This window comes from Bosea sp. F3-2 (assembly GCF_008253865.1).
Lineage (GTDB): Bacteria > Pseudomonadota > Alphaproteobacteria > Rhizobiales > Beijerinckiaceae > Allobosea.
Map to the genome: position 1 here is coordinate 5,017,016 of NZ_CP042331.1, position 20,189 is coordinate 5,037,204.

Annotated in this window: 17 protein-coding genes; 9 read left to right on the forward strand and 8 right to left on the reverse strand. The window is 66.3% G+C overall.

From position 1 onward, the window contains the following. Window positions 1-295: 295 nt before the first annotated feature. The 4 genes from FQV39_RS23180 to FQV39_RS23195 are packed head-to-tail and all read left to right on the forward strand — an operon-like array spanning window position 296 to window position 4,350. Window positions 296-1,339 (forward strand): ABC transporter substrate-binding protein, encoded by a 1,044-nt coding sequence (locus tag FQV39_RS23180; protein ID WP_149132444.1) that lies wholly within the window; start codon window positions 296-298, stop codon window positions 1,337-1,339. 26 nt (window positions 1,340-1,365) lie between these two features. Next, window positions 1,366-2,232: an ABC transporter permease gene (locus FQV39_RS23185; protein WP_149132445.1), complete on the forward strand. Its 867-nt coding sequence runs from the start codon at window positions 1,366-1,368 to the stop codon at window positions 2,230-2,232. Further along, window positions 2,229-2,975 (forward strand): ABC transporter ATP-binding protein, encoded by a 747-nt coding sequence (locus FQV39_RS23190; RefSeq protein ID WP_149132446.1) that lies wholly within the window; start codon window positions 2,229-2,231, stop codon window positions 2,973-2,975. Before FQV39_RS23185 ends, FQV39_RS23190 begins: the two co-directional genes overlap by 4 nt. A 25-nt stretch (window positions 2,976-3,000) precedes the next feature. Further along, entirely contained in the window at window positions 3,001-4,350 is a 1,350-nt protein-coding gene (locus FQV39_RS23195) for an LLM class flavin-dependent oxidoreductase (protein ID WP_149132447.1), read from the forward strand. A gap of 103 nt (window positions 4,351-4,453) precedes the next feature. Here the strand turns inward: FQV39_RS23195 and ald are convergent, their stop codons facing one another. Next, window positions 4,454-5,569, reverse strand: coding sequence for an alanine dehydrogenase (gene ald, locus FQV39_RS23200; protein WP_149132448.1), 1,116 nt, complete (start codon window positions 5,567-5,569; stop codon window positions 4,454-4,456). 312 nt (window positions 5,570-5,881) lie between these two features. Beyond that, complete coding sequence (locus tag FQV39_RS23205) at window positions 5,882-7,012, reverse strand: NAD(P)/FAD-dependent oxidoreductase (protein WP_149132449.1); 1,131 nt, start codon at window positions 7,010-7,012, stop codon at window positions 5,882-5,884. A 234-nt stretch (window positions 7,013-7,246) separates the two neighbouring features. Between FQV39_RS23205 and FQV39_RS23210 the strand changes: the two genes are divergently transcribed. From FQV39_RS23210 to FQV39_RS23225, 4 genes are read left to right on the forward strand one after another with little or no spacing between them, the layout of a single operon-like run. Next, on the forward strand, window positions 7,247-9,313 hold the full coding sequence (locus tag FQV39_RS23210; protein ID WP_149132450.1) for a hydantoinase/oxoprolinase family protein: 2,067 nt from the start codon (window positions 7,247-7,249) through the stop codon (window positions 9,311-9,313). A gap of 5 nt (window positions 9,314-9,318) precedes the next feature. After that, window positions 9,319-11,307: a hydantoinase B/oxoprolinase family protein gene (locus FQV39_RS23215; protein WP_149132451.1), complete on the forward strand. Its 1,989-nt coding sequence runs from the start codon at window positions 9,319-9,321 to the stop codon at window positions 11,305-11,307. Beyond that, window positions 11,304-11,621 carry a (2Fe-2S)-binding protein gene (locus FQV39_RS23220; RefSeq protein WP_472840605.1) on the forward strand — a complete coding sequence of 106 codons (318 nt, stop codon included), beginning with the start codon at window positions 11,304-11,306 and terminating at the stop codon, window positions 11,619-11,621. The genes FQV39_RS23215 and FQV39_RS23220 overlap by 4 nt, the downstream gene beginning before the upstream one ends. Continuing rightward, window positions 11,618-13,000, forward strand: a complete 1,383-nt coding sequence (locus FQV39_RS23225; protein ID WP_149132452.1) for an FAD/NAD(P)-dependent oxidoreductase — start codon at window positions 11,618-11,620, stop codon at window positions 12,998-13,000. Before FQV39_RS23220 ends, FQV39_RS23225 begins: the two co-directional genes overlap by 4 nt. 12 nt (window positions 13,001-13,012) lie before the next feature. Here the strand turns inward: FQV39_RS23225 and FQV39_RS23230 are convergent, their stop codons facing one another. The 6 genes from FQV39_RS23230 to FQV39_RS23255 all read right to left on the reverse strand — a co-directional run bounded on the left by FQV39_RS23230 (window position 13,013) and on the right by FQV39_RS23255 (window position 19,331). Continuing rightward, window positions 13,013-13,912 carry a LysR family transcriptional regulator gene (locus FQV39_RS23230; protein WP_149132453.1) on the reverse strand — a complete coding sequence of 300 codons (900 nt, stop codon included), beginning with the start codon at window positions 13,910-13,912 and terminating at the stop codon, window positions 13,013-13,015. 193 nt (window positions 13,913-14,105) lie between these two features. After that, entirely contained in the window at window positions 14,106-15,416 is a 1,311-nt protein-coding gene (locus tag FQV39_RS23235) for an NAD(P)/FAD-dependent oxidoreductase (RefSeq protein ID WP_149132454.1), read from the reverse strand. 10 nt (window positions 15,417-15,426) lie between these two features. Beyond that, window positions 15,427-16,155: an amino acid ABC transporter ATP-binding protein gene (locus tag FQV39_RS23240; RefSeq protein WP_149133991.1), complete on the reverse strand. Its 729-nt coding sequence runs from the start codon at window positions 16,153-16,155 to the stop codon at window positions 15,427-15,429. Between the two features lie 2 nt (window positions 16,156-16,157). Next, on the reverse strand, window positions 16,158-16,814 hold the full coding sequence (locus FQV39_RS23245) for an amino acid ABC transporter permease (RefSeq protein ID WP_149132455.1): 657 nt from the start codon (window positions 16,812-16,814) through the stop codon (window positions 16,158-16,160). A gap of 282 nt (window positions 16,815-17,096) precedes the next feature. Beyond that, a complete protein-coding gene (locus FQV39_RS23250; protein WP_472840659.1) occupies window positions 17,097-17,849 on the reverse strand; it encodes an ABC transporter substrate-binding protein in 753 nt (250 codons plus the stop codon). 156 nt (window positions 17,850-18,005) lie between these two features. Further along, complete coding sequence (locus FQV39_RS23255; protein ID WP_149132457.1) at window positions 18,006-19,331, reverse strand: NAD(P)/FAD-dependent oxidoreductase; 1,326 nt, start codon at window positions 19,329-19,331, stop codon at window positions 18,006-18,008. Between the two features lie 263 nt (window positions 19,332-19,594). Here FQV39_RS23255 and FQV39_RS23260 point away from each other — a divergent pair, with 263 nt between their 5' ends. Then, entirely contained in the window at window positions 19,595-20,077 is a 483-nt protein-coding gene (locus FQV39_RS23260; RefSeq protein WP_149132458.1) for an Lrp/AsnC family transcriptional regulator, read from the forward strand. Window positions 20,078-20,189: the final 112 nt, after the last annotated feature.

The following is a 20,189-nucleotide window of genomic DNA, read 5'->3' on the forward strand; positions in this document are numbered from 1 at the left end:
CCTTCAACCGGCGGCTCAAGCCGGCTTGATGGACTTTCACGCCGGTCGGCCGGAGCTGGCCGACCGGCGCCATTGATCGATCGGTATTGCCGTCGCTGATCGCGGGGATAAAAAACGGACCAACCGATGATTGAAGCTTTCGTTCTCAGATGCCGGCCTTGATTTGGAACGTTCTTCGCAATTCAGCTGTATCTTAAAAAGAACGTTTGTTTGACTTAAGGAACGATTCCTTCGCACAATTTGCCCAGCGCTGCGCCTTTGAGCGTTGCAAGGCAATACTGCGAAAGGGACGGATATGATCGACAAGATCGATCTCTCGAAACGCTTCGAAACACATCGTCGCGCAGTGCTGAAGGCAGTTTTGCTTGCGCCGCTTCTTGGCTCGACCAGTGTTGGGGTGATCGCTCAGGAAGCGCTGCCGAAGCAGATTCCCGCTGGAACAAAGCTGGTTGTGGCGGATCAGAACGAGGCCTTGCAGACGCTGATCCGGGCCTCCGGCGTGCAGGCGAAGCTGTCTAGCGCGGTAACCTATGCCAACTTCCTCGGTGGCCCAGCGATCCTCGAGGCGTTCCGGGCCGGCGCTCTTGATCTGGCCACCGTCGGCAATACGCCGCCGATCCAGGCCCATGCGGCCGGCGAACGGATTCCGATCGTCGCAGCGCGCGTCTCTTCCGAGACCGATTATATCCTTGCTGTCCGTCCGGGGCTCAGGATCAACAGTCTTGAGGAACTGAAGGGCAAAAGCATCGCTTACGGCGAGGGCACAGGTCGCCAGCCTTTCGTGCTGAACGCGCTGAAGCTTGCCGGGCTGACGCGCAAGGACGTCAAGCTTGTCCCATTGAGGGCGGCCGACTTTCCCGATGCGATACGGACTGGCCAGGTCGACGTCGCGGCGCTCAACGAACCGCATTTCTCTCGCTATCTCGCCGACTTCGCCGATCGCGGCGCAAGCGCGCTGCCGAAGGAGCAGAACGATCGCCTGCCCAAGAGCCTGACCTATCTCTACGCAAGCAAGAAGGCTCTCGACGACCCAGGGAAGGCGGCAGCAATCCGCGAATTCGTCGCGGGCTGGATCGACGCCAGCCGCTGGTCGCACAAGAACGTCGATGCCTGGGTCGACGCCTACTACGTCAAGCGTCAGAACCTGAAGCCGGCTGACGGCCGCAAGATCGTCGAATCGGAAGGCGACTTCCAGTTTCCGCTACTGGCCAGCCTGATCGCCAAGCAGCAATCGCTGATCGACGTCATCCATGAGGCGGGCGACCTGCCGAAGCGGCTCGATGCGCGCGAGGAATTCGACCTGCGCTTCGACGAGGTCATCACCGCCAAGACCAACTGACGCCCGGGTTGGAATGGATGGACGCCATGAGTCTGATCACCTACGCCACTGGATTCCAGGCCAGTGCCGAAGCCGAACGGCATTCTGCCGGCTCGCCCGGAACGCAGGCGCCGCGGCCGCCGCAGCTGGCGCCGTCGCGGCTCCCGCCCGGCGGAATCCTGTTCGGCCCGATCGCATTGGTCATTATCTGGGAGCTTGCCTCGAGCATCGGCTGGCTTTCCCCGAAATTCCTGGCAGCGCCATCGACCGCCATCCTGACGGGCATCGAGCTCCTGAGCAACGGCACGCTGGCCGACCACTTCCTCGCCTCGGCGAAGCGGGCCTATCTCGGTCTTGGCATCGGCGTTGCCATCGGGCTTGCGATGGCGCTTGCGGCCGGCCTCAGCCGCATCGGCGAGGCCTCCCTCGACGGGCTGGTCCAGATCAAGCGCGCCGTGCCGACGCTGGCACTGATCCCGCTCGCCATTCTCTGGCTCGGCATCGGAGAGGCGATGAAGATCGCGCTGATCGCCTCCAGCGTGCTGGTGCCGGTTTACATCAATACCCATGCGGCGCTGAGAGGCATCGATATCCGCCACGTCGAGCTCGCCCGCAGCGTTGGGCTGTCTCGCGGAGCGTTCCTGCGCGAAGTCGCGCTGCCTGGAGCGCTGCCCGGCTTCTTCACCGGCTTGAGGCTCGCGGTCACCACCTGCTGGACGGCGCTCGTCGTCCTGGAGCAGATCAACACCACCGAGGGCATCGGCTATCTGATGAACCGGGCCCGCGACTACGGCCAGACCGACGTCATCGTCGTTGGCCTCGCCATCTACGCCATCCTCGGACTAGGTTCCGATTTTGCGGTCAGGTTCTGGGAACGCCGGGCGCTGTCCTACCGCAAGGCGCTCGCATCATGAACGCCTCGGCCCATCCTCTCCGCCTGCCGCAGGGCCATGTGCCCGCTGCGGTCAGCCTGCGCGGCGTCACGCGCCGCTTCTCGGGCCGCAGCGTGTTGAGCGACGTCTCGCTCGACTTCACGCCGGGCCAGTTCGTCGCGCTCATCGGCAAGAGCGGCTCGGGCAAGAGCACGCTGCTGCGCGCCATGGCAGGCCTCGACGACGGCGTCGAAGGCGAAGGTCGGATCAGCGTGCCCGCCGATCGTTCGGTTCTCTTCCAGGACTCTCGGCTGCTGCCGTGGAAGACTGCGTTGCAGAACGTCGTCTTCGGCCTGCGCACGACTGACGCGGACGAGCGCGGTCGGGCAGCCCTTGCCGATGTCGGGTTGGGCGGACGCGAGGATGCCTGGCCGAATGCTCTCTCCGGCGGCGAGCAGCAGCGCGTGGCGCTGGCGCGTTCGCTGGTGCGTCAGCCGCGCCTGCTCCTGGCTGACGAGCCCTTTGGTGCGCTCGATGCCCTGACACGCATCAAGATGCATGAGCTGCTCTTCCGCCTGATCCGCCAGCACCAGCCGACAGTCCTGCTGGTTACGCATGATGTCGACGAGGCGATCAAGCTCGCCGATCGCGTCCTGGTGATGGAAGCGGGCCGCATCGTCGTCGATCGCCCGGTCATTTTGGCGCATCCGCGCCTGAAGGATCCCCGCTTCGAGACCTTGCGCGGCGAACTGCTTACGGCGCTTGGCGTCTCCGACGCCGTCTGAATCTCTCCCACAGGGTTGATCTGCCATGGCACGCGAACTTCACCTCAATCTCTTCATCAACGGGCGCGGGCATCACGAAACGGCCTGGCGTCACCCTGCCTCGACGAAAAAGGCGTTGAGCGATCTCTCCTATTATCGCGATCTCGCGCTGGTCGCAGAAGCGGCAAAGCTGGATTCGATCTTCTTCGCCGATCAACTCGCCCTCGGCGACGAGCTCGCCCATGCCGCGCGCGGAGAGCTGGAGCCGCTCACGCTGCTGGGCGCGCTCGCCGCGCTGACCGAGCGCATCGGACTGATCGCGACAGCGTCGACCACCTACAACGAGCCCTATAACCTCGCCCGCCAATTCGCCTCGCTGGACCATATCAGCGGCGGCCGGATCGGCTGGAACATCGTCACCTCCTGGGCGCCAGGTGCCGCCGCCAACTTCGGCCAGGATTCCCAGGTCGGCATCGACCAGCGCTATGCGCGCGCCCACGACTTCGTCGAAACCGTTTCCAAGCTCTGGGACAGCTGGGCCAGGAACGCCATCGTCGACGACCGCGAGCGCGGCATCTATGCCCTTTCCGATCGCGTCCGGCGCGCTGAACATCGCGGCAACCATTTCAGCGTTGCCGGTGCACTCAACATCCCGCGTTCGCCGCAGGGGCGTCCCGTCTTCGTTCAGGCCGGCGCCTCGACCGATGGTCGCGCCTTCGCTGCACGTTATGCGGAGGCCATCTTCACCGCGCACCTCAACAAGGAAAGCGCGATCGAATTCTATGCCGACATCAAGACGCAGGCGCGTGCGTTTGGCCGGAGCCCGGACCAGATTGTCATCCTGCCCGGCTTAAGCGCCGCGATCGGCTCGACCGAAGCAGAGGCGAAACGTGTCTGGGAGGAGCTGAACGAGCTGTCGCATCCAAGCGTCGGTCTAGCCCGGCTGTCGAGCCGCTTCGGCGGCCATGATTTCTCGCATCTCAAGCTCGACGATGTTCTCTCGGTCGAGGATTTTCCCGACCCGTCGCAGGTCCAGGCCTCACGCAGCCGCGCCCAGTCGATCACCGCGCTCGTTGCGCGCGAGCGGCCGACATTGCGTGGTCTGTTGCACAGTCTGGCGGGCGCGAGGGGGCATTTTACAGCAACGGGAACGCCTGAGCAGATCGCCGACATCATCGAGGACTGGTTCGTGTCGGGCGCGGCTGACGGCTTCAACGTCATGCCGCCGATCTTGCCGGCGCAGTTCAGCATATTCACAAGCGAGGTGGTGCCGCTCTTGCGCAAGCGTGGCCTGTTCAGGACCGAGTATAGCGACGGCACCCTTCGTGACCGGCTGGGCCTCGACCCGGTTCCAAGCCGGTTCGACCCAGCCGAACCCGTAAAACGTTCAGCCTGAGCACAACCGCGTCCAGCAGGATCCGCCGCGGATCGGTGCCCGGGATGACGAGCAACGGGGAAGCGGCTGCCGCGCCGACGCCATCCGGATACGTCCGGAAACCTCAGGCAGCGAGCGCAGCCTGCGCTGGCCGGTGGGGTTGCCGTAGGCTCTCTGCCACCTGGGCGTTGGTAATCTGGCCTCGATGGATGTTGAGCCCCGCCGCCAGATGCGGATCATTGCGGATCGCGTCCAGACCGCCTGCAGCCAACGCCAAGCCGAAGGGGAGGGTGGCATTGTTCAAGGCATAGCTCGACGTCAGCGGCACAGCGCCGGGCATGTTGGCGACGCAATAGTGGATCACCCCGTCGACTTCAAAAGTCGGGTCAGCATGCGTCGTTGGATGAGAGGTTTCGAAGCAGCCGCCCTGGTCGATCGCGACGTCGACGAGAACCGCGCCGCGCTTCATCTTGGAAAGCTGCGTGCGCGACACGAGACGCGGGGCAGCCGCGCCGGGGATCAGCACGGCTCCGATGACGACGTCTGCGGCAAGCACTTCTTCCTCGATCGCGTGGAGCGTCGAAAAGCGCGTCCGCGCCCGCCCTCCGAAGTGCTCGTCGAGCTGCCTCAATCGCGGCAGGGAGCGATCCAAAATCACGACGTCTGCCCCCAGGCCTGCTGCCATGCGTGCCGCGTGAGTGCCGACGACACCGCCACCTATGATCGCAATGCGCGCTGGAGGCACCCCCGGCACACCGCCGATCAGCACGCCTCGGCCGCCGGCGTGCCGCTGCAGGCATGCACCGGCCGCTTCGACCGAAAGCCTGCCAGCCACTTCGCTCATGGGCGCGAGCAATGGCAGGCCGCCGAATTTGTCGGTCACGGTTTCGTAAGCGACAGCCGTGACCCCGGACTTCAACAGCCCGGCTGTCTGTTCGGGGTCCGGGGCCAAGTGCAGGTAGGTGAACAGAATCTGCCCTTCGCGGAGCTGGATCCACTCGGAGGGCTGCGGCTCCTTGACCTTCACGATCAATTCCGCCTTGGAGAAGACGTCCGAGGCATTTGGCACAATCTTCGCGCCCACTGCCTCGTAGGCAGCGTCGGGTGCTGAAATACCGGCGCCGGCGCTCGTCTCGACAAAGACCTCATGGCCGGCCGCGGTGTATTCACGCACGGCCTCCGGGGTCAGCCCGACCCGGTATTCGTGAACCTTGATCTCCTTGGGCACGCCGACGCGCATTGCTTCCTCCCAGTTTATGGTTCTGCTGTTCGCGATGGCGGGTTGAGCTTGGCCAGAGCAAGGAAGCCCGCGCTGGCCCGATCTCTTCCGCTCGCCGCCATCGTTGCTCACACCGCAAGCGAGATCCCGAGCGAACCACCAGGCAGTGGCGGTTGCAAGGCCTTCGGCTGTTCCCATGGCGCCGCCAGCCAGGCTTTCCGTTCCGCGCATGCGGTCGAGGTGACGACAGGAACTTTGCTGCGATGTCCAGGAGGGTGCGGGGCCGGCTTTTCAGCCGACAAGCCGATGCCGCTTGGTCCCTAATGATGCGCCTCAGGCGATCGCGTGTTCGGTGCGGGCGAAGCGTTCGATGCGGAAGTCGTGGAGAGGGATCGCGGTGGTGCCCGTTGCGATCAGATCGGCCATGGTCTCGCCGACGCCGGGGCCGAGCTGGAAGCCATGTCCGCTGAAGCCGAAGGCGTGGTAGAGACCCGGAGTCGTCGCCGATGTGCCCATGACCGGCAGCATGTCGGCGAGATAGCCTTCGCAGCCCGACCAGGTACGGATCACCGATACCTTGTCCAAAGCCGGCAGCAGCCGCCGCAATGCGCGCAGTTGCATCGGCAGCCGTGCCGGATCCGCCTTGGCGTGACCGGGATCGAGAGCAACGTCGACGCGTTCCGCCGCTCCGCCGAAGACGATGTTGCCGCGCTCGACCTGCCGGAAATAGGCATCCGCACCGTGCTGCCGGGTCCAGATCCCGACCACGGGCAAAATCCGATGGGGCAGGGGCTCGGTCACTCCCATCTGCGGCCCGCGCGGGGTGAGCGGTACCGGTTCGCCGAAGCGGGCGGCGATCCGGGCGCCCCAGGCTCCGGCGGTGTTCAAGAGCTTGCCGGCTTCAAAAATGCGTTTTGAGGTGGTCACGCGGAAACCAGCAGCGGTCGTGTCGATGCTGCTCACCTCGCAATCCTCGACGATCTCGGCGCCAAGCCGGCGGGCTGCGTCGGCGAAGGCCGGAGCGATCAGGCGCGGATTGCCGGAACCGTCCTGAGGGGAATACGAGGCCGCGATCGCGCCGGGGCCGAGGCCGGGAAAGCGCGCTCCCATCTCGTTGGCGCCGAGCTCTTCAAGCTCCAGTCCCCAGGGTCGTGCTGCCTCGGCATAGGATCTCATGTCGGCGAGCGCGTCTTCTTCGAAGATGAGCCGGAGATGGCCGGTGACGCGGAATTCCACATCCCGGCCGAGCAGGCGCTCAGCCTGGCTCCAGAGGGCGCGGGACCGATGAGCCAGCGGCAATTGCGTGAGGTGGCGCCCGGTCCGGCGAATATTGCCGAACGAGGCGACGGTGGCGCCTGTTCCCACGCGATAGCGCTCGATCAGCGTCACGCGCAGACCGCGCCGTGCCAGGAAATAGGTGGCGGCGGACCCCATCAGGCCGCCGCCGAGCACGAGTACGTCCATTTCCAGCCTTTTGCCGCGCCTCGGCGGCAGATCATTCGTCGGCCTTCAACCTGCTGAAGGCCGGTTGCCTCGTCAAAGACGCGATGGCGTGCAGGCCATAAGCCTCGCCTATGGGGTCTGCATGAGCCCGATCCCCCCGCCGATATAAGCCCGGCTTATGGTCGAGCTCCTCATGTCTCTTGGACCCTGTTCGCGCCCCGTGCCAGCTTCCGGCCGCCAGCGAGAGGAGCGAATATGGGTGGTGAAACAGTGCCGAGTGCAGCGGATTGGAAGATCGGCGTCGATATCGGCGGCACCTTCATCGATTTTTGCGCGCTCGAGACGCGCTCCGGCCAGGTCGCATCGCTGAAGGTGCTGACCACGCCCGACGACCCGGGCGCCGAGCTGATGACCGGTCTCTCGCTTCTGGCGGAGCGCGAGGGGCTCGATCCCGCAGCGGTCACCCGTTTCGTCCACGGCACGACGGTCGGCGTCAACACCATCATCCAGCGCAAGGGCGCGCCGCTCGCGCTCTTCACCAATGCCGGGTTTGAGGATGTCATCGAGCTCGCCCGGCTGCGCATGCCCGAGACCTATTCGCTGTTCTGCTGCCGCCCCGAACAGCTCATCACCCGCGACAGGGTCTTCGGTATCCCCGCCCGCATGCGTTCGGACGGCCGCGAGACGGTCAAGCCCGACCTTGAAGCGGTCGCTGCGGCGGTCGCCTCCGCGAAGGCGCGGGGCGCGGTCGGCATCGTCGTCGCCTTCCTGCACGCCTGGCGCGACGGCGCGCAGGAAGAGGCGGTCAAGGCCGAGATCGCCCGGCTCGCGCCTGATCTGTTCGTCTTCACCTCCGCCGAGGTCTGGCCGGTCATCCGTGAATACGAGCGGACGACGACGGCGATCCTGAACGCCTATGTCCATCCGCGCATTGCCGGCTATCTGACGGCGCTGGAACAGCGGCTCGCGGATCGTGGCGTACCGGCGCGTGCATTGCTGACCAAGTCGAATGGTGGCGTGATGAATGCCGCCGAGGGCAAGCGCGCCTGCGTCTCCATGCTGCTCTCTGGCACGGCCTCTGGCGTCATCGGCGCGACCTGGTTCGCTCGCCAGGCAGGTGAGAAGCGGGTGCTCACGCTCGACATCGGCGGCACTTCCGCCGACTTCGCGTTGATCATCGACGGCGAGCCCCAGTTCGGCACCGGCGAGATGATCGGCGAATTCCCGCTCTACATCCCCTCGGTCTCGGTGAGCTCGATCGGCATCGGCGGCGGCTCGATCGCCTCGGTCGACGGGCAGGGCGTGCTGCACGTCGGTCCGGAATCGGCCGGGTCTACGCCGGGACCCGCCTGCTATGGACGTGGTGGCGAGCAGGCGACAGTTACGGATGCCATGGTGGTCTGCGGCTGGCTCGGCCACAGCGAGATGGCTTACGGCCAGCTGAAGATGGATGCGGGTCTCGCCCGCGCCGCGGTCGTGCCGCTGGCCGAAAAGCTCGGCCGATCGGTCGAGGACACCGCACAGGCCATCCTCGACATCGTCGTTTCCGAGATGTTCGTCGAGGTCGAGAAGCTGTCCTCGCGGGCCGGCGTCGACCTCAAGGACTTCACCCTGATGCCCTTCGGCGGTGGCGGCCCGATGCTCGCCGCCTTCCTCGCCCGCGAGCTCGGCATGTCGCGGCTGCTCGCGCCGCGTCGGCCGGGCGTCGTCTCCGCGCTGGGAGGCCTCGTCGCGGATCTGCGCGGCGACTTCGTCCGCACGCTCTTCGCCGAGCTGTCCGCTGCGGTGCTGCCGCAACTGAAGGCGGCAGCCGCTGCCATGGTGCAGGACGGGCGCAGCTGGCTCGCCGCCCAGGGGCACGCGGGCCCGGCCGACCTCAGGTTCTCGGCGGATATGCGCTATGTCGGCCAGAGCTACGAGATCGAGGTGCCCTTGCAGCCGGCATGGCTGGAAGCGGGGAACCCGGAGGCGATCACGCGCGAATTCCACCGGACGCATGCGCGGATCTACGATTTCGATGACCCGGACGGACGCATCGAGATCGTGAACCTGCGCCTCTCGGCCATCGGTGCCGGCCCGGTCCTGACCTTCCCGGAGGCCGAGGAGATCGACGTGGCCGCGATGCCGGAGCGCGAGATCGCGATCCATACCGGCGGCACGCGGAAAGCTGTCGGCCTTTACCGCCGCGCCGACCTGCAACCCGGCAGCCGCTTCGCCGGGCCGGCCGTCGTCGCGCAGGAGGACACGACCGTCGCGATTCCCGCCGGAGCTACGGCCCGGGTCGACAGCCACCTCAACCTGCACCTGACCTTCGCGGAGTGACGCCGATGTTCGACCGGATGAAGCTTCAGGTGCTCGCCAACCACGCCCGCGCTGCGGCCGAGAACATGGCCCATACGCTGCACCGCACGGCCCATTCCGCCTTCGTCAAGGAGACGGAAGACTTCACCGTCATGCTGATCAGCCGCAGCGGCGATACCTTCGCCGTGCCGATGGAGCTGGGCGCGACCTGGTATCCGGGGCTTTCCTGGGCGCCGGCGCTCGGCATGATCGAGGATTACAGGCCGGGCGACGTCGCCTTCACCAACGACCCTTATTCCTGCTTCGTCGCGACCCATGCACCCGACACCCATCTCTGGAAGCCGGTCTTCCATGAGGGCGAGATCGTGGCCTGGACCGGCGGCCACATCCACAACACCGATATGGGCGGCGCCGTCCCCGCCTCGCTCTCCCGTGCCCTGACCGAGATCCATCAGGAGGGCATCCGCTTTCCGCCAATGAAGCTCGTGAACGAAGGGGTCTTCGATGAGAAGATCCTCAAGATCATGACGACCAATGTGCGCAAGCCGGATCTCAACATCGGCGACATCAAGGCGCTGGTCGGCGCGCTGAACACAGGCGAGCGCAAGGTGCTGGCCATGATCGAGAAATTCGGCCGCGAGGCCTTTCTCGAAGGCGTTGACGCGCTGCTCGACCATGCCGAGGCGCAGGCGCGCGAGGTGCTGCGCGGAATGCCGGATGGGACCTGGGAATTCGCCGATTACGCGGATGAGGATTCCGTCGAGGCCAATCCCTGCCGCCTCAAGCTGAAGCTTACCATCCGCGGCGACGAGGCGGTGCTGGACTTCACCGGCTCCGATCCGCAGCTCGCCTCCTCGCTCAACGTGCCGAGCGGCGGCAACCCGCGGCATACGATCCTGCTGGTCGGCGTCTATTATGTCCTCTACACGCTGAACCCCAAGATCCTGCTCAACACCGGGCTGACACGTCCCTTCACCTGCATCACGCCGGAAGGAACCGTGCTCAACCCGGTCTTCCCGGCTGCGGTCGGCATGCGCTCGCTCACCTGCGCGCGGCTGCGCTCGGTGATCTTCGGGGCGTTCTCGCAGGCCGTGCCGGAGCGCCTGCCCGCCGCGCCGGCCGGCAACAACTGCATCGTCAACGTGATGACGACCGACGAGCGCACGCACCGCACGGTCATCGCCGCGGTCAACCCGGTGGTGGGCGGCGGCGGCGGCATGCCGCATCGCGACGGCACCAACGGCTCGGGCGCCGATGCGGCCTATCTCAAGAACACGCCGATCGAGATCACCGAGACCGAGACGCCAGTCGAGTTCGTGAAATACGGGCTGGCGCAGGACAGCGGCGGCGCCGGGCGCTGGCGCGGCGGGCTCGCCACCGAAATGGCCTTCCGCGTCTTCGCGCCGGACAGCCGCATCACCGCCCGCAATCGCGACCGCAGCTTCTTCCGGCCCTGGGGTGTGCTGGGCGGCCGGGCGGCGGGGCTGTCGGATATGGTGGTCAATCCGGGTCGGCCGGAGGAGCGGCGGCTCGGCAATATCGACACCGCCGTCCTCCAGCCCGGCGACATGCTGGAGATCCGCTCCGCCGGCGGCGGTGGCCGCGGACACCCCTTCGAGCGCGAGGCCTGGCGGGTCGCGACCGATGTCACGCGCGGCTACGTCTCGCAGGAGGCGGCGGAACGGGATTACGGCGTGGTCATCCGCGGCGATGTCGTGGACGAGGAAGCAACGCGGGCACTGCGGGCGGTGCGCGCACCCGTCGCAGGCCATTTCCATTTCGGCCCGGAGCGCGAAGGCTACGAGGCGCAATGGACAGGTGATGCCTATGACCGGCTGACGGCGATCCTGTCCGGCCTGCCGATCCACTGGCGCTTCTTCGCCAAGACCGAGATCTTCCGCCGTATGAAGGGCAGGGCCGGCGCGCAGGGCGTCGCCGAAGCCTTTGCCGAAGCCCGTGCGCGGTTCCCCGAAATGCCCGACACTCGGGCCGCTTTTGCCGAGGCTGCCGAATGAGCATGGCAGCGGGCGAAGCGGTGGCAAGGCTGGTTCGTCTGGCGGAGACGGATCGTAGGCCTCTGCGCTTTTTCCTCGACGGCACTGAGCGCTGGGCGCTGGCGGGCGATACGATCCTCAGCGCCGTCCTCTCGGTCGCGCCGGCGCTGCGCCGGTCCGAGTTCGGTCCGGAGTCCCGTGCCGGCTTCTGCCTGATGGGCGCCTGCCAGGATTGCTGGATCTGGCAGGAGGAAGGGCCGCGGCTGCGGGCCTGCTCGACGCCCCTGGCCGAAGGCATGCGGCTTCTCACGGACGCTCCGGGGGACTGGCCGTGAGCGAGGTGAACAAGCCGCGCATCGTCATCGTCGGGGCAGGACCCGCCGGCATCCGCGCGGCCGAGACACTGGTCGCCGGCGGACTATCTCCGATCGTCCTGGACGAGGGCGAGCGGGGCGGCGGGCAAATCTATCGCAGGCCGCCGGAAGGCTTCACGCGCCCGCCGGAGGTGCTCTACGGCTCCGAAGCCGCGAAGGCAGTCGCCCTGCACAAGACCTTCGACGCCATGGTGGCGGCAGGCCGCCTGATTCATCATCCGCGCAGCTCGGTCATCGCCATCGCGGATGGCCGATTGCAGGTTCTGGGCGGGGCCGGCTCGCGCTGGATCGCCTATGACCGGCTGATCCTGGCGACGGGGGCGATGGATCGCATCATGCCGGTGCCGGGCTGGGAGAACCCCGGCGTCTACGGGCTCGGCGCGATGCAGATTGCGCTGAAGGCGCAAGGTGCGGCGCTGGGTCGGCGCCTCGTTCTGGCAGGATCGGGGCCGCTGCTCACCTTGCTCGCTGTGCAATTGCTCAAGGCGGGCGGGCAGGTCGGGGCCGTGCTGGACACGACCCCGATGCGCCGGCAACTGCACGGCTTCGCCGGCCTCTCGGCAAGGCCGCTGTTTGCGCTGCGCGGGCTGGCGATGCGCTGGCGCCTTGCCGGGCTCTACCATGCCGGCGTCCGGCTGGAACGGATCGAGGCGGATGAGCGCGGCCCCGTTGCCGTTCTCTGGCGCGACGCTTCCGGCCGCGAACAGCGCACGGCTTGCGATGCGGTTGGGCTGGGCTGGCATCTGCGGGCAGAGACCCGTCTCGCGGATCTGGCAGGCTGCGACTTCTCCTATGATGAGACATGGCGGCAATGGCTGCCGAAAGCCGATGCAATGGGGCGGGCGCGCCCGGGCGTCTATCTCGCCGGCGATGGGCTCAGGATTCTCGGGGCTGATGGCGCCGAGGTCGCAGGTCGCCTCGCTGCGGCGGCCTGCCTGCAGGACCTCGGCCTGCCAGCACCTGATATTGCAGTGGACAGGCGCCGCCTTGGCCGGTTCAGCCGTTTCGCGCGAGGAGTTGCGGAGGCTTTTCCCTGGCCCGCCGAGGCGGCGGCCGGATTGCCGGGCGAGACCGTGATCTGCCGTTGCGAAGGGGTGACGGCTGCCGCATTGCGCGACACCGTCAACTTCGGCGGTGGGGAGGTCAATCGCGCCAAGTCGCTCGGGCGCGTCGGCATGGGCCGCTGCCAGGGCCGCTATTGCGAGCTCGCGGCAGCAGAGATCGTCGCCGGCAGCGCGGGCCATGACTGCGCCCGAGCAGCGGGCAGGCTGCGCGGCCAGGCGCCGGTGAGACCGGCGCCGATCGCCTCCCTGCTGCAGGACGCAACGGCGGACGGATGAAGCTATGCGTGTTTACGCCGCGGGAGGGCGGCTGAGATCCCGGCAGGCGGCGCGCAGGCAATCGCGCATCAGCTCATGGCTGGCGGAGAGCGGGCGGTCGTTGCTGGTCAGGATGGCAATGGGAACTTCGATCCGGGGCTCGAATGGCCGGGTCACGACGCCGTTGAACTGCTCCCAGGGCAGGAGCCCGTCGACGATGGCGATGCCCAGCCCGTCGCGCACATAGGGCAGAGCCGTGATCGACAGGTCGATCTCGATCGCCGGTGCATAGGCGAAATCCTCGGCTTCGGCCGATGCAGCCAGCAATCGTCCAGGCAATGTATCCGCCCGGTAGGAGATCAGGGTCTCGTCGCGGATGTCGGCGAAGCCGACGCGGTCGAGCGCCGCCAGCCGGTGATGGCTCGAAACGACGCAGACCAGGCCGGCGCGCCCGACCGTCTCGGCGTGGATGCCGGGATGCGGCAGGTTGTTCATCGTGATCCCCAGGGAGACCTCGCCGTTCCGCAGCATCTCGACGATGGCCATCTGCGGCGCGATCAGCGAGCGTACGACGATTTCCGGATGCGCCTCCCGGAACGTGGTCAATGCCCGCGGCACGATCGACATGGAGGGCGGGGCGGAAGCAGCAAGCCGGACGAGACCGGTGCGTCCGTGCCGCATGTCGACTGTACGGCGCCTGAGTGCGTCGAGCTCGCCGAAGATGTGCTCGGCCTGGGAGTAGAGTTCCTCGGCTTCCTGCGTCGGCACCAGCCGGCCGCGCACGCGATTGAACAATTTGAAGCCGAGCTGATCCTCGGCATGGAGCAGGATCTGGCTCAGGGCCGGCTGCGAGATATTTAGCATCGCTGCGGCGCCGGTGACCGTGCCACAACGCATCAGCGTGCAGAAGACTTCGAGTTGGCGCGCCCGCATCGGTTGTTCCATCGCCTGCGCTGGAGCATCGGACCGAAAAGTGGAATCCACTTCTCGGAGAAATCCGATGCTAAGACAAACAGCTGGATCGCCACTTCGCGTCCGATAGGACGCCCGGCGATCTAGCGCAGACATCGCCGCCGCCGGCGAGGATGTCCAGCCTCCGCTCGCAGCTGAAGCCGGCTTCCGGCCGTCAGCGCTGGTCCCAGCGATCCAGCATTTCGTAGAAGAGCACGGCCAAAGGCAGGAACCAGGGCTTGCCGTAGTAGAGGGGGCGGCTGCGGAAAGGCAGGTCGGCATAGGCGCTCGGCTCGTCCGCGCTGCCGAGCATGCGCTGCGCGATCTTGTGGCCGAACCAGCTGGCGCGGGCGATGCCGGTGCCGTTGTAGCCGCAGGCGTAGAAGATGCCTTCGTGCTCGCCGAGATGGGGCAGCTTGTCGAAGGTGAAGCCGGTCTGCCCGTGCCAGTAATGCGTGATCGGCGTCCGTTCCAGTTCCGGAAAGACCTGCAGCATCTGCTTGCGCAGATGGGCGGCATTCGCATGGGCGACGTTCTCGCCGGTCACCTTGAGCACGCGCCCCCCGAAGAGGATACACGTTCCGTCGGGGGAGGGGCGATAATAGGTCACGACACGCTGGCTGCCGGCCAGCATGCGCCGCTTCGGCATGAGGCGGTCCATGACCTCGGCAGGGAGCCGGCCCGTGGCGATGATCGCGCTGCGGATGGGGATGATCCGCCGTTGCAGGAAGGGCAGGAGCCCTCCTGTATAGCCGTTGGTCGCGATGAGGAGCTGTTTTGCCGCGATCCGTCGCGGCCCGACGGACAGGCCGAAGCCCCCGGCTTGCCGCTCGATGTCCGATGCGCGTGCGCCGCTGACGATCTGAACGCCCAAACGGCGCGCCGCCTCGGCGAGACCGGCGACATAGCGGGCCGGGTGGAGGCCGGCATAGCCCGGCATGGCGAGGCCGCCGTGGTAGAGCTCCGTTCCGATCTCGCTTTGCTGCTCGGCACGCGGCACCAGATAGGCGTCGCAGGGCATCACCTTACCGATGCGGTCGAGATTGCGCCCCATGGCTTCGTAGATCCGCGGCGTCATCGCGCCACGGAAATAACCGACCACCGCAAGGTCGCAGGCGATGGCTTCGCGGGCCACCACGTCCTTGACGTGCTGCAGCGCTAGGAAGCTCTCCGCGACGATGGCACGCGCCTTTTCCGGCCCATAGGCCATCGCGGTGTCGAAGGTGGCCCAGCCGGGGCCGAGCATGCCGCCGTTGCGGGAGGAGGCACCCCAGCCGGGGGCTTCCGCATCCAGCACGGTGACCTGCTTGCCGGCGCGTGCCAGGGTCAGAGCGGCGTTGAGCCCGGTGAAGCCGGCCCCCACGACGACGACCTCGCTTTGCGCCGGCAGTTCGGCCGCTGCCGGGGCTGCCGGTTTCGCGGCCTCCCACCAGTAGGGTGTGTCTACCGCGTCGTGGCTGAAGAACGGGCCGGTCAGGCGTGCCATGCGCGTGTCCTCAGGAAGCCAGGATGCGCCGCAGGAAATCCTGCGTGCGCGGGTTTTTCGGCCGGCTCAGCAATTCGCTCGGCGGACCTTCTTCGACAAGAACACCGCCATCCAGGAAGAGCACGCGGTCGGCGACCTCCCGCGCGAAGCCCATCTCGTGGGTAACGACGACCATGGTCATGCCCTCTTCGGCGAGCGCGCGCATGACCGCGAGCACCTCGCCGACGAGCTCAGGATCGAGCGCCGATGTCGGCTCGTCGAAGAGGATGGCATCCGGCTTCATGCCGAGCGCACGCGCGATCGCGACGCGCTGCTGCTGGCCGCCGGAGAGCTGGCCGGGATAGGCGTCGATCTTGGCGCCAAGCCCGACGCGTGCGAGCAGGTCTCGCGACCGGGCCAGAACCTCCTTGCGCGGCTCTTTCTTCACGTAGATCGGGCCTTCCGCGACGTTTTCGAGCGCGGTTCGATGCGGAAACAGGTTGAAGCGCTGGAACACCATCGCGACGCGGGTCCGCACCTGTTTGATACCGGGCGAGGCGGTGTCGACACGCTCGCCATGCACGACGATCTCACCACCCTGATAGGTCTCGAGGCCGTTGATGCAGCGCAGGAGCGTCGATTTGCCGGAGCCGGACGGCCCGATGATGCAGACGACCTCGCCCTTCTCGACCGAAAACGAGATGTCGTGGATGACTTCGAGTGGCCCGAAGGATTTGCGGACATTGCGCAGTTCGATGATGCTCATCGGGCCTGCCCCATGCGTCGTTCGAGCCAGCTGTTGAAGGCCGTGAGCGGCAGGCTCATGGCGAGATAGATCAGCGCCACCAGCGTGAAGATCGTGGTGTTCTCGAAGGTCGAGGATGCCAGCAGCTTGCCCTGCAATGAGAGCTCGGCGACGGTGATCGTCGAGGCCAGCGACGAATCCTTGAGCAGCATGACCATTGTGCTGCCATATGGCGGCAGCGCCACGCGGATCGCCTGGGGGAGGATGACCCGCCGCATCAGCAGGCCCCAGCCCATGCCGATCGAGAGCGCGGCCTCCGTTTGCCCACGGTCGATCGCCTCGATCCCGGCGCGGAAGACTTCGGCCATATAGGGCGAATAGGCGATGCCGAGGCCGATGATGGCGGCCTGAACGGCCGTCAGCGCAAGGCCCAGATCCGGCAGCACGAAGTAGATGTAGAACAGCGTCACGATGCCGGGGATGCCGCGTACGATGACGATGACCGTGCGCGCCGTCCAGGCGAGCGGCGCGATGCCGCTCACCCGCATGAACGCCCAGATCAGGCCCAGCGCCGTCGCGAGTACGAAGGCGCCGACCGTGACCAGCACAGTGAGACGGACGCCCTGCATCAGAATCGGCAGGAACGTCGGAGCCTGGCTGAAGAAGTGCATCATGGTTAGAGGCTGTTATGGGCCATGGGAGTGATTTGACGCAGGCGCTTTTGCGCGAATGCAAGGAGTTCGAGGACGCAAACCTTCCGGTTTGCTACGAAGAACGACACGGCAGTCGCGCAAAAGCGCCGCGCCCTGCGGGTGAGGTGAAAACGGTGGAGCTGCAGCGTCGCATCGCTTGCCGATACCGACGTATCGGCGGCGCAATGCTCCTCCCATCTCCGCCGTTTTGACCTCATCAAATCGTTCCCATGGCCCATAACAGCCTCTAGGTAGGCCGGGCGCTCAGAGGCTCCACTTCTTCAGGATGGCGTCGAAACGCCCGTCCTTTTTCATGTTCGCGAGGCTGGCGTTGATCTTCGCCAGCAGCTCGGCATTGCCCTGCTTGACGGCGATGTTGATCGGCCCCGGCACCGAGGGCTTGTACGACTTGACCAGCCGCAGCTGCGGAAACCGTCCCTGGGCGAGGTTGTAGGCCAGGATCGGATAGTCGCCGATGCCGGCATCGAGGCGGCCGTTCGAAACGTCGCGCAGGATGTCGGGCAGGCTGTCATAGGCATTGACCTCGGCCGGGGATCCCGATGCCTTGAGGGCGTCGATATAGCGGGTGCCGATCTGCCCGCCGACCTTCTTGCCCTTGAGGTCGTCGAAGCCGACATATTCCTTGGCGTCGCCGGACTGCACCACCAGCCCCTCGCCATAGGCATAGACGTCCTGGCTGAAGTCGACCACCTTGGCGCGCTCGGGCGAGCCGTACATGGCGGCGGAGATGATGTCGATCTTGCCTGACGTCAGCGCCGCGATCAGCGTCGAGAACTGCATCGGCTGGATTTCGACCTTGAAGCCGGCGTCCTTGCCGATCTCCTCGATCACATCGACCATCATGCCCTGGATGGTGTTCGTCTTGGCGTCGAGGAAGGTGAAGGGCGTGCCTGTTGGCGTCGACCCGACCTTGTAGACGGTCTGCGCCTCCGCTGCTCCGGCAGTGGCCATCATGGCGAGGGCTGCCAGAACCGTTTTGAACCCCATCATTCCCATTCCCCTTTGCTTCGAAGGCATCCGGTTTTCCGTACCGGTCCATGCAGCATCGGTACCCGCCGGAGTGAACGACAAGACGGATTCATTCTAGGTCCATAAGGCAGGCTTATGCGGTCCGGCGTGGAGTGCTTTCCGGCACATCCATTCCTGCTTCATCTAGAATTCCGCGACCTTGCCGAAGGCCGAGCCCTCCAGCCGCTCCGGCCGGTAGGGCGCGGGATCGACGATCGGCTTCGCGCCAGTCACGATATCCGCGATCATGTGGCCGGCGCCGGGGCCGATGCCGAAGCCATGGCCGCTGAAGCCGGCTGCGAGGATGAAGCCCGGGAGGCCGCCAAGTTCGCCGATCGCCGGCACGCCGTCCGGCGTGCTGTCGATATAGCCGGCCCAGCGCGCCGCGACAGGCACGGACTTCAAAGCCGGCAGCAGACGCTGCGCCCGCGCATGGGTCTCGGCGATCTGGCGCGGATCGGGCGTCGGATCCAGGATCCGGTTGGCCTCCATCGGCGTTGGCGCATCGAGACGCCAGCGTGCCAGCGTCTCGTGGCCAGCGTGCCAGCCCTCGAGCCCGCCGATGGCGAGGCTGCGCCAGCGCCGCAGGAACATCGGGATGAACTGGCGGGCGAAGCGCAGCTGCTGCGGTGTCGGGTCGACGCGAGCCCCCCCGCTGATAGCCAGCGTGTAGCCGCCGTCGCTGCGGCGCGTCACCGATACCTCCGTCGTATGCAGGGCGTCGGGGATGCCCGACGCTCCGGGAGCGACGGAAAGGATCGAAGAACGCACGGAGGATTGCGGGAAGCGGATGCCGAGCTGATTGAGGAAGGAGGAGGCCCAGGCTCCACCGGCATGAACGACGGTCGCGGTGCGGATTGTGCCTTTCTCGGTCACGACGGCCGCGACGCGTCCGCCAGCGGTCTCGATGCCACGGGCGGCGCAGAACTGATGCACCGTTCCGCCGGCCTGGATGATGCCGCGTGCGATCACAGGCGCTGCCCGGGCGGGATCGGCGGTTCCGTCCGTCGGCGAGAAGACGCCGCCTTTCCAGGCTTTGCCGGTCGCGCTTCCTCGGGCGGAGGCTTCGTCGGACGAGAGCATCTGGGTGACGACCCCTTCTCCAGCAGCGAAGTCGCGCCATTTTGCCCAGCCGGCGAGCTGGGCGTCGTCGTCGCTCAGATAGAGCAGGCCGCAGCGCCGGAAGCCGAGATCCTCGCCGATCTCCGCGGCGAAGCGATCCCACAGGGCGAGGCTTTCCGTGGCCATCGGCAGCTCGCGCGCGTCGCGATTCTGTTGCCGGCACCAGCCCCAGTTCCGGCTCGACTGCTCGGCGCCAATCCGTCCCTTCTCGACGAGCGCGACCTTCAGGCCGCGCCTCGCGAGGTAATAGCCGGTGCAGACGCCGACGATGCCGCCGCCGATGACGACGACATCGGCGCTCTCGGGAAGAGTGGGGCTGGTCTCGATCTCGAACAGTGGCGCCGGCATCACGGTCTCCTTGCAGAAGCGACACTAGCTGCCGGCAAACAGGCATGTGCACCGCAGATCGGATTGCTACGGCATTTCCTTCGGATTCTGCGGCTCGATTTCGCGATAGCCTGCGCACAACGGCTGCTGGCTACAGCTTTTTGTTCGCGGCAGTATCTGCTGCCGGATTGCCGGCGGCATCGGCTTGGGGCATGGTTGTGCACCGCAGCCAAGCCCTGTCCGGCGCTGGAGGCGGAAGGGACATCGACCAAAGCGGGGCCCGCATGAAGCTCGACCAGATCGACATCAAGATCCTCTACGAGCTGCAGAAGAACGGCCGGATCACCAATGTCGAACTGGCGGAGCTGGTGAACCTCTCGCCGAGCCCCTGCCTGATGCGCGTCAAGAAGCTGCAACAGGAAGGCTACATCACCGGCTATTCCGCCCGGATCAATATCGGCAAGCTGGGCCAAACACTGACGGTCTTTACCGAGGTCACGCTGAAGAACCACCGCCAGGTCGATTTCGCCCGCTTCCTGGCCGCCATCGAGAAGCTCGACCAGGTGATCGAATGTCATCTCGTCTCCGGGGGCTACGACTATCTCGTCAAGTTCGTGACCAGCGGGATCATCGAATACCAGACGCTCATGGAGCGCCTGATCGACCTCGACATCGGCATCGACAAGTACTTCAGCTTCGTGGTGCTGAAATCTCCGATCGTGAAGCCGCATATGCCGCTGACGAGCCTGTTCCCCGTCACCGCTTGAGGCGGTCGTCTTTTGGCGTGGCGTCGGATTTTGATCAGGCAGGGCCGGGGGAGCCGTCATTGCGAGCGCAGCGAAGCAATCCAGGGGGACTGGGCTGAACGTCTCACCCAGT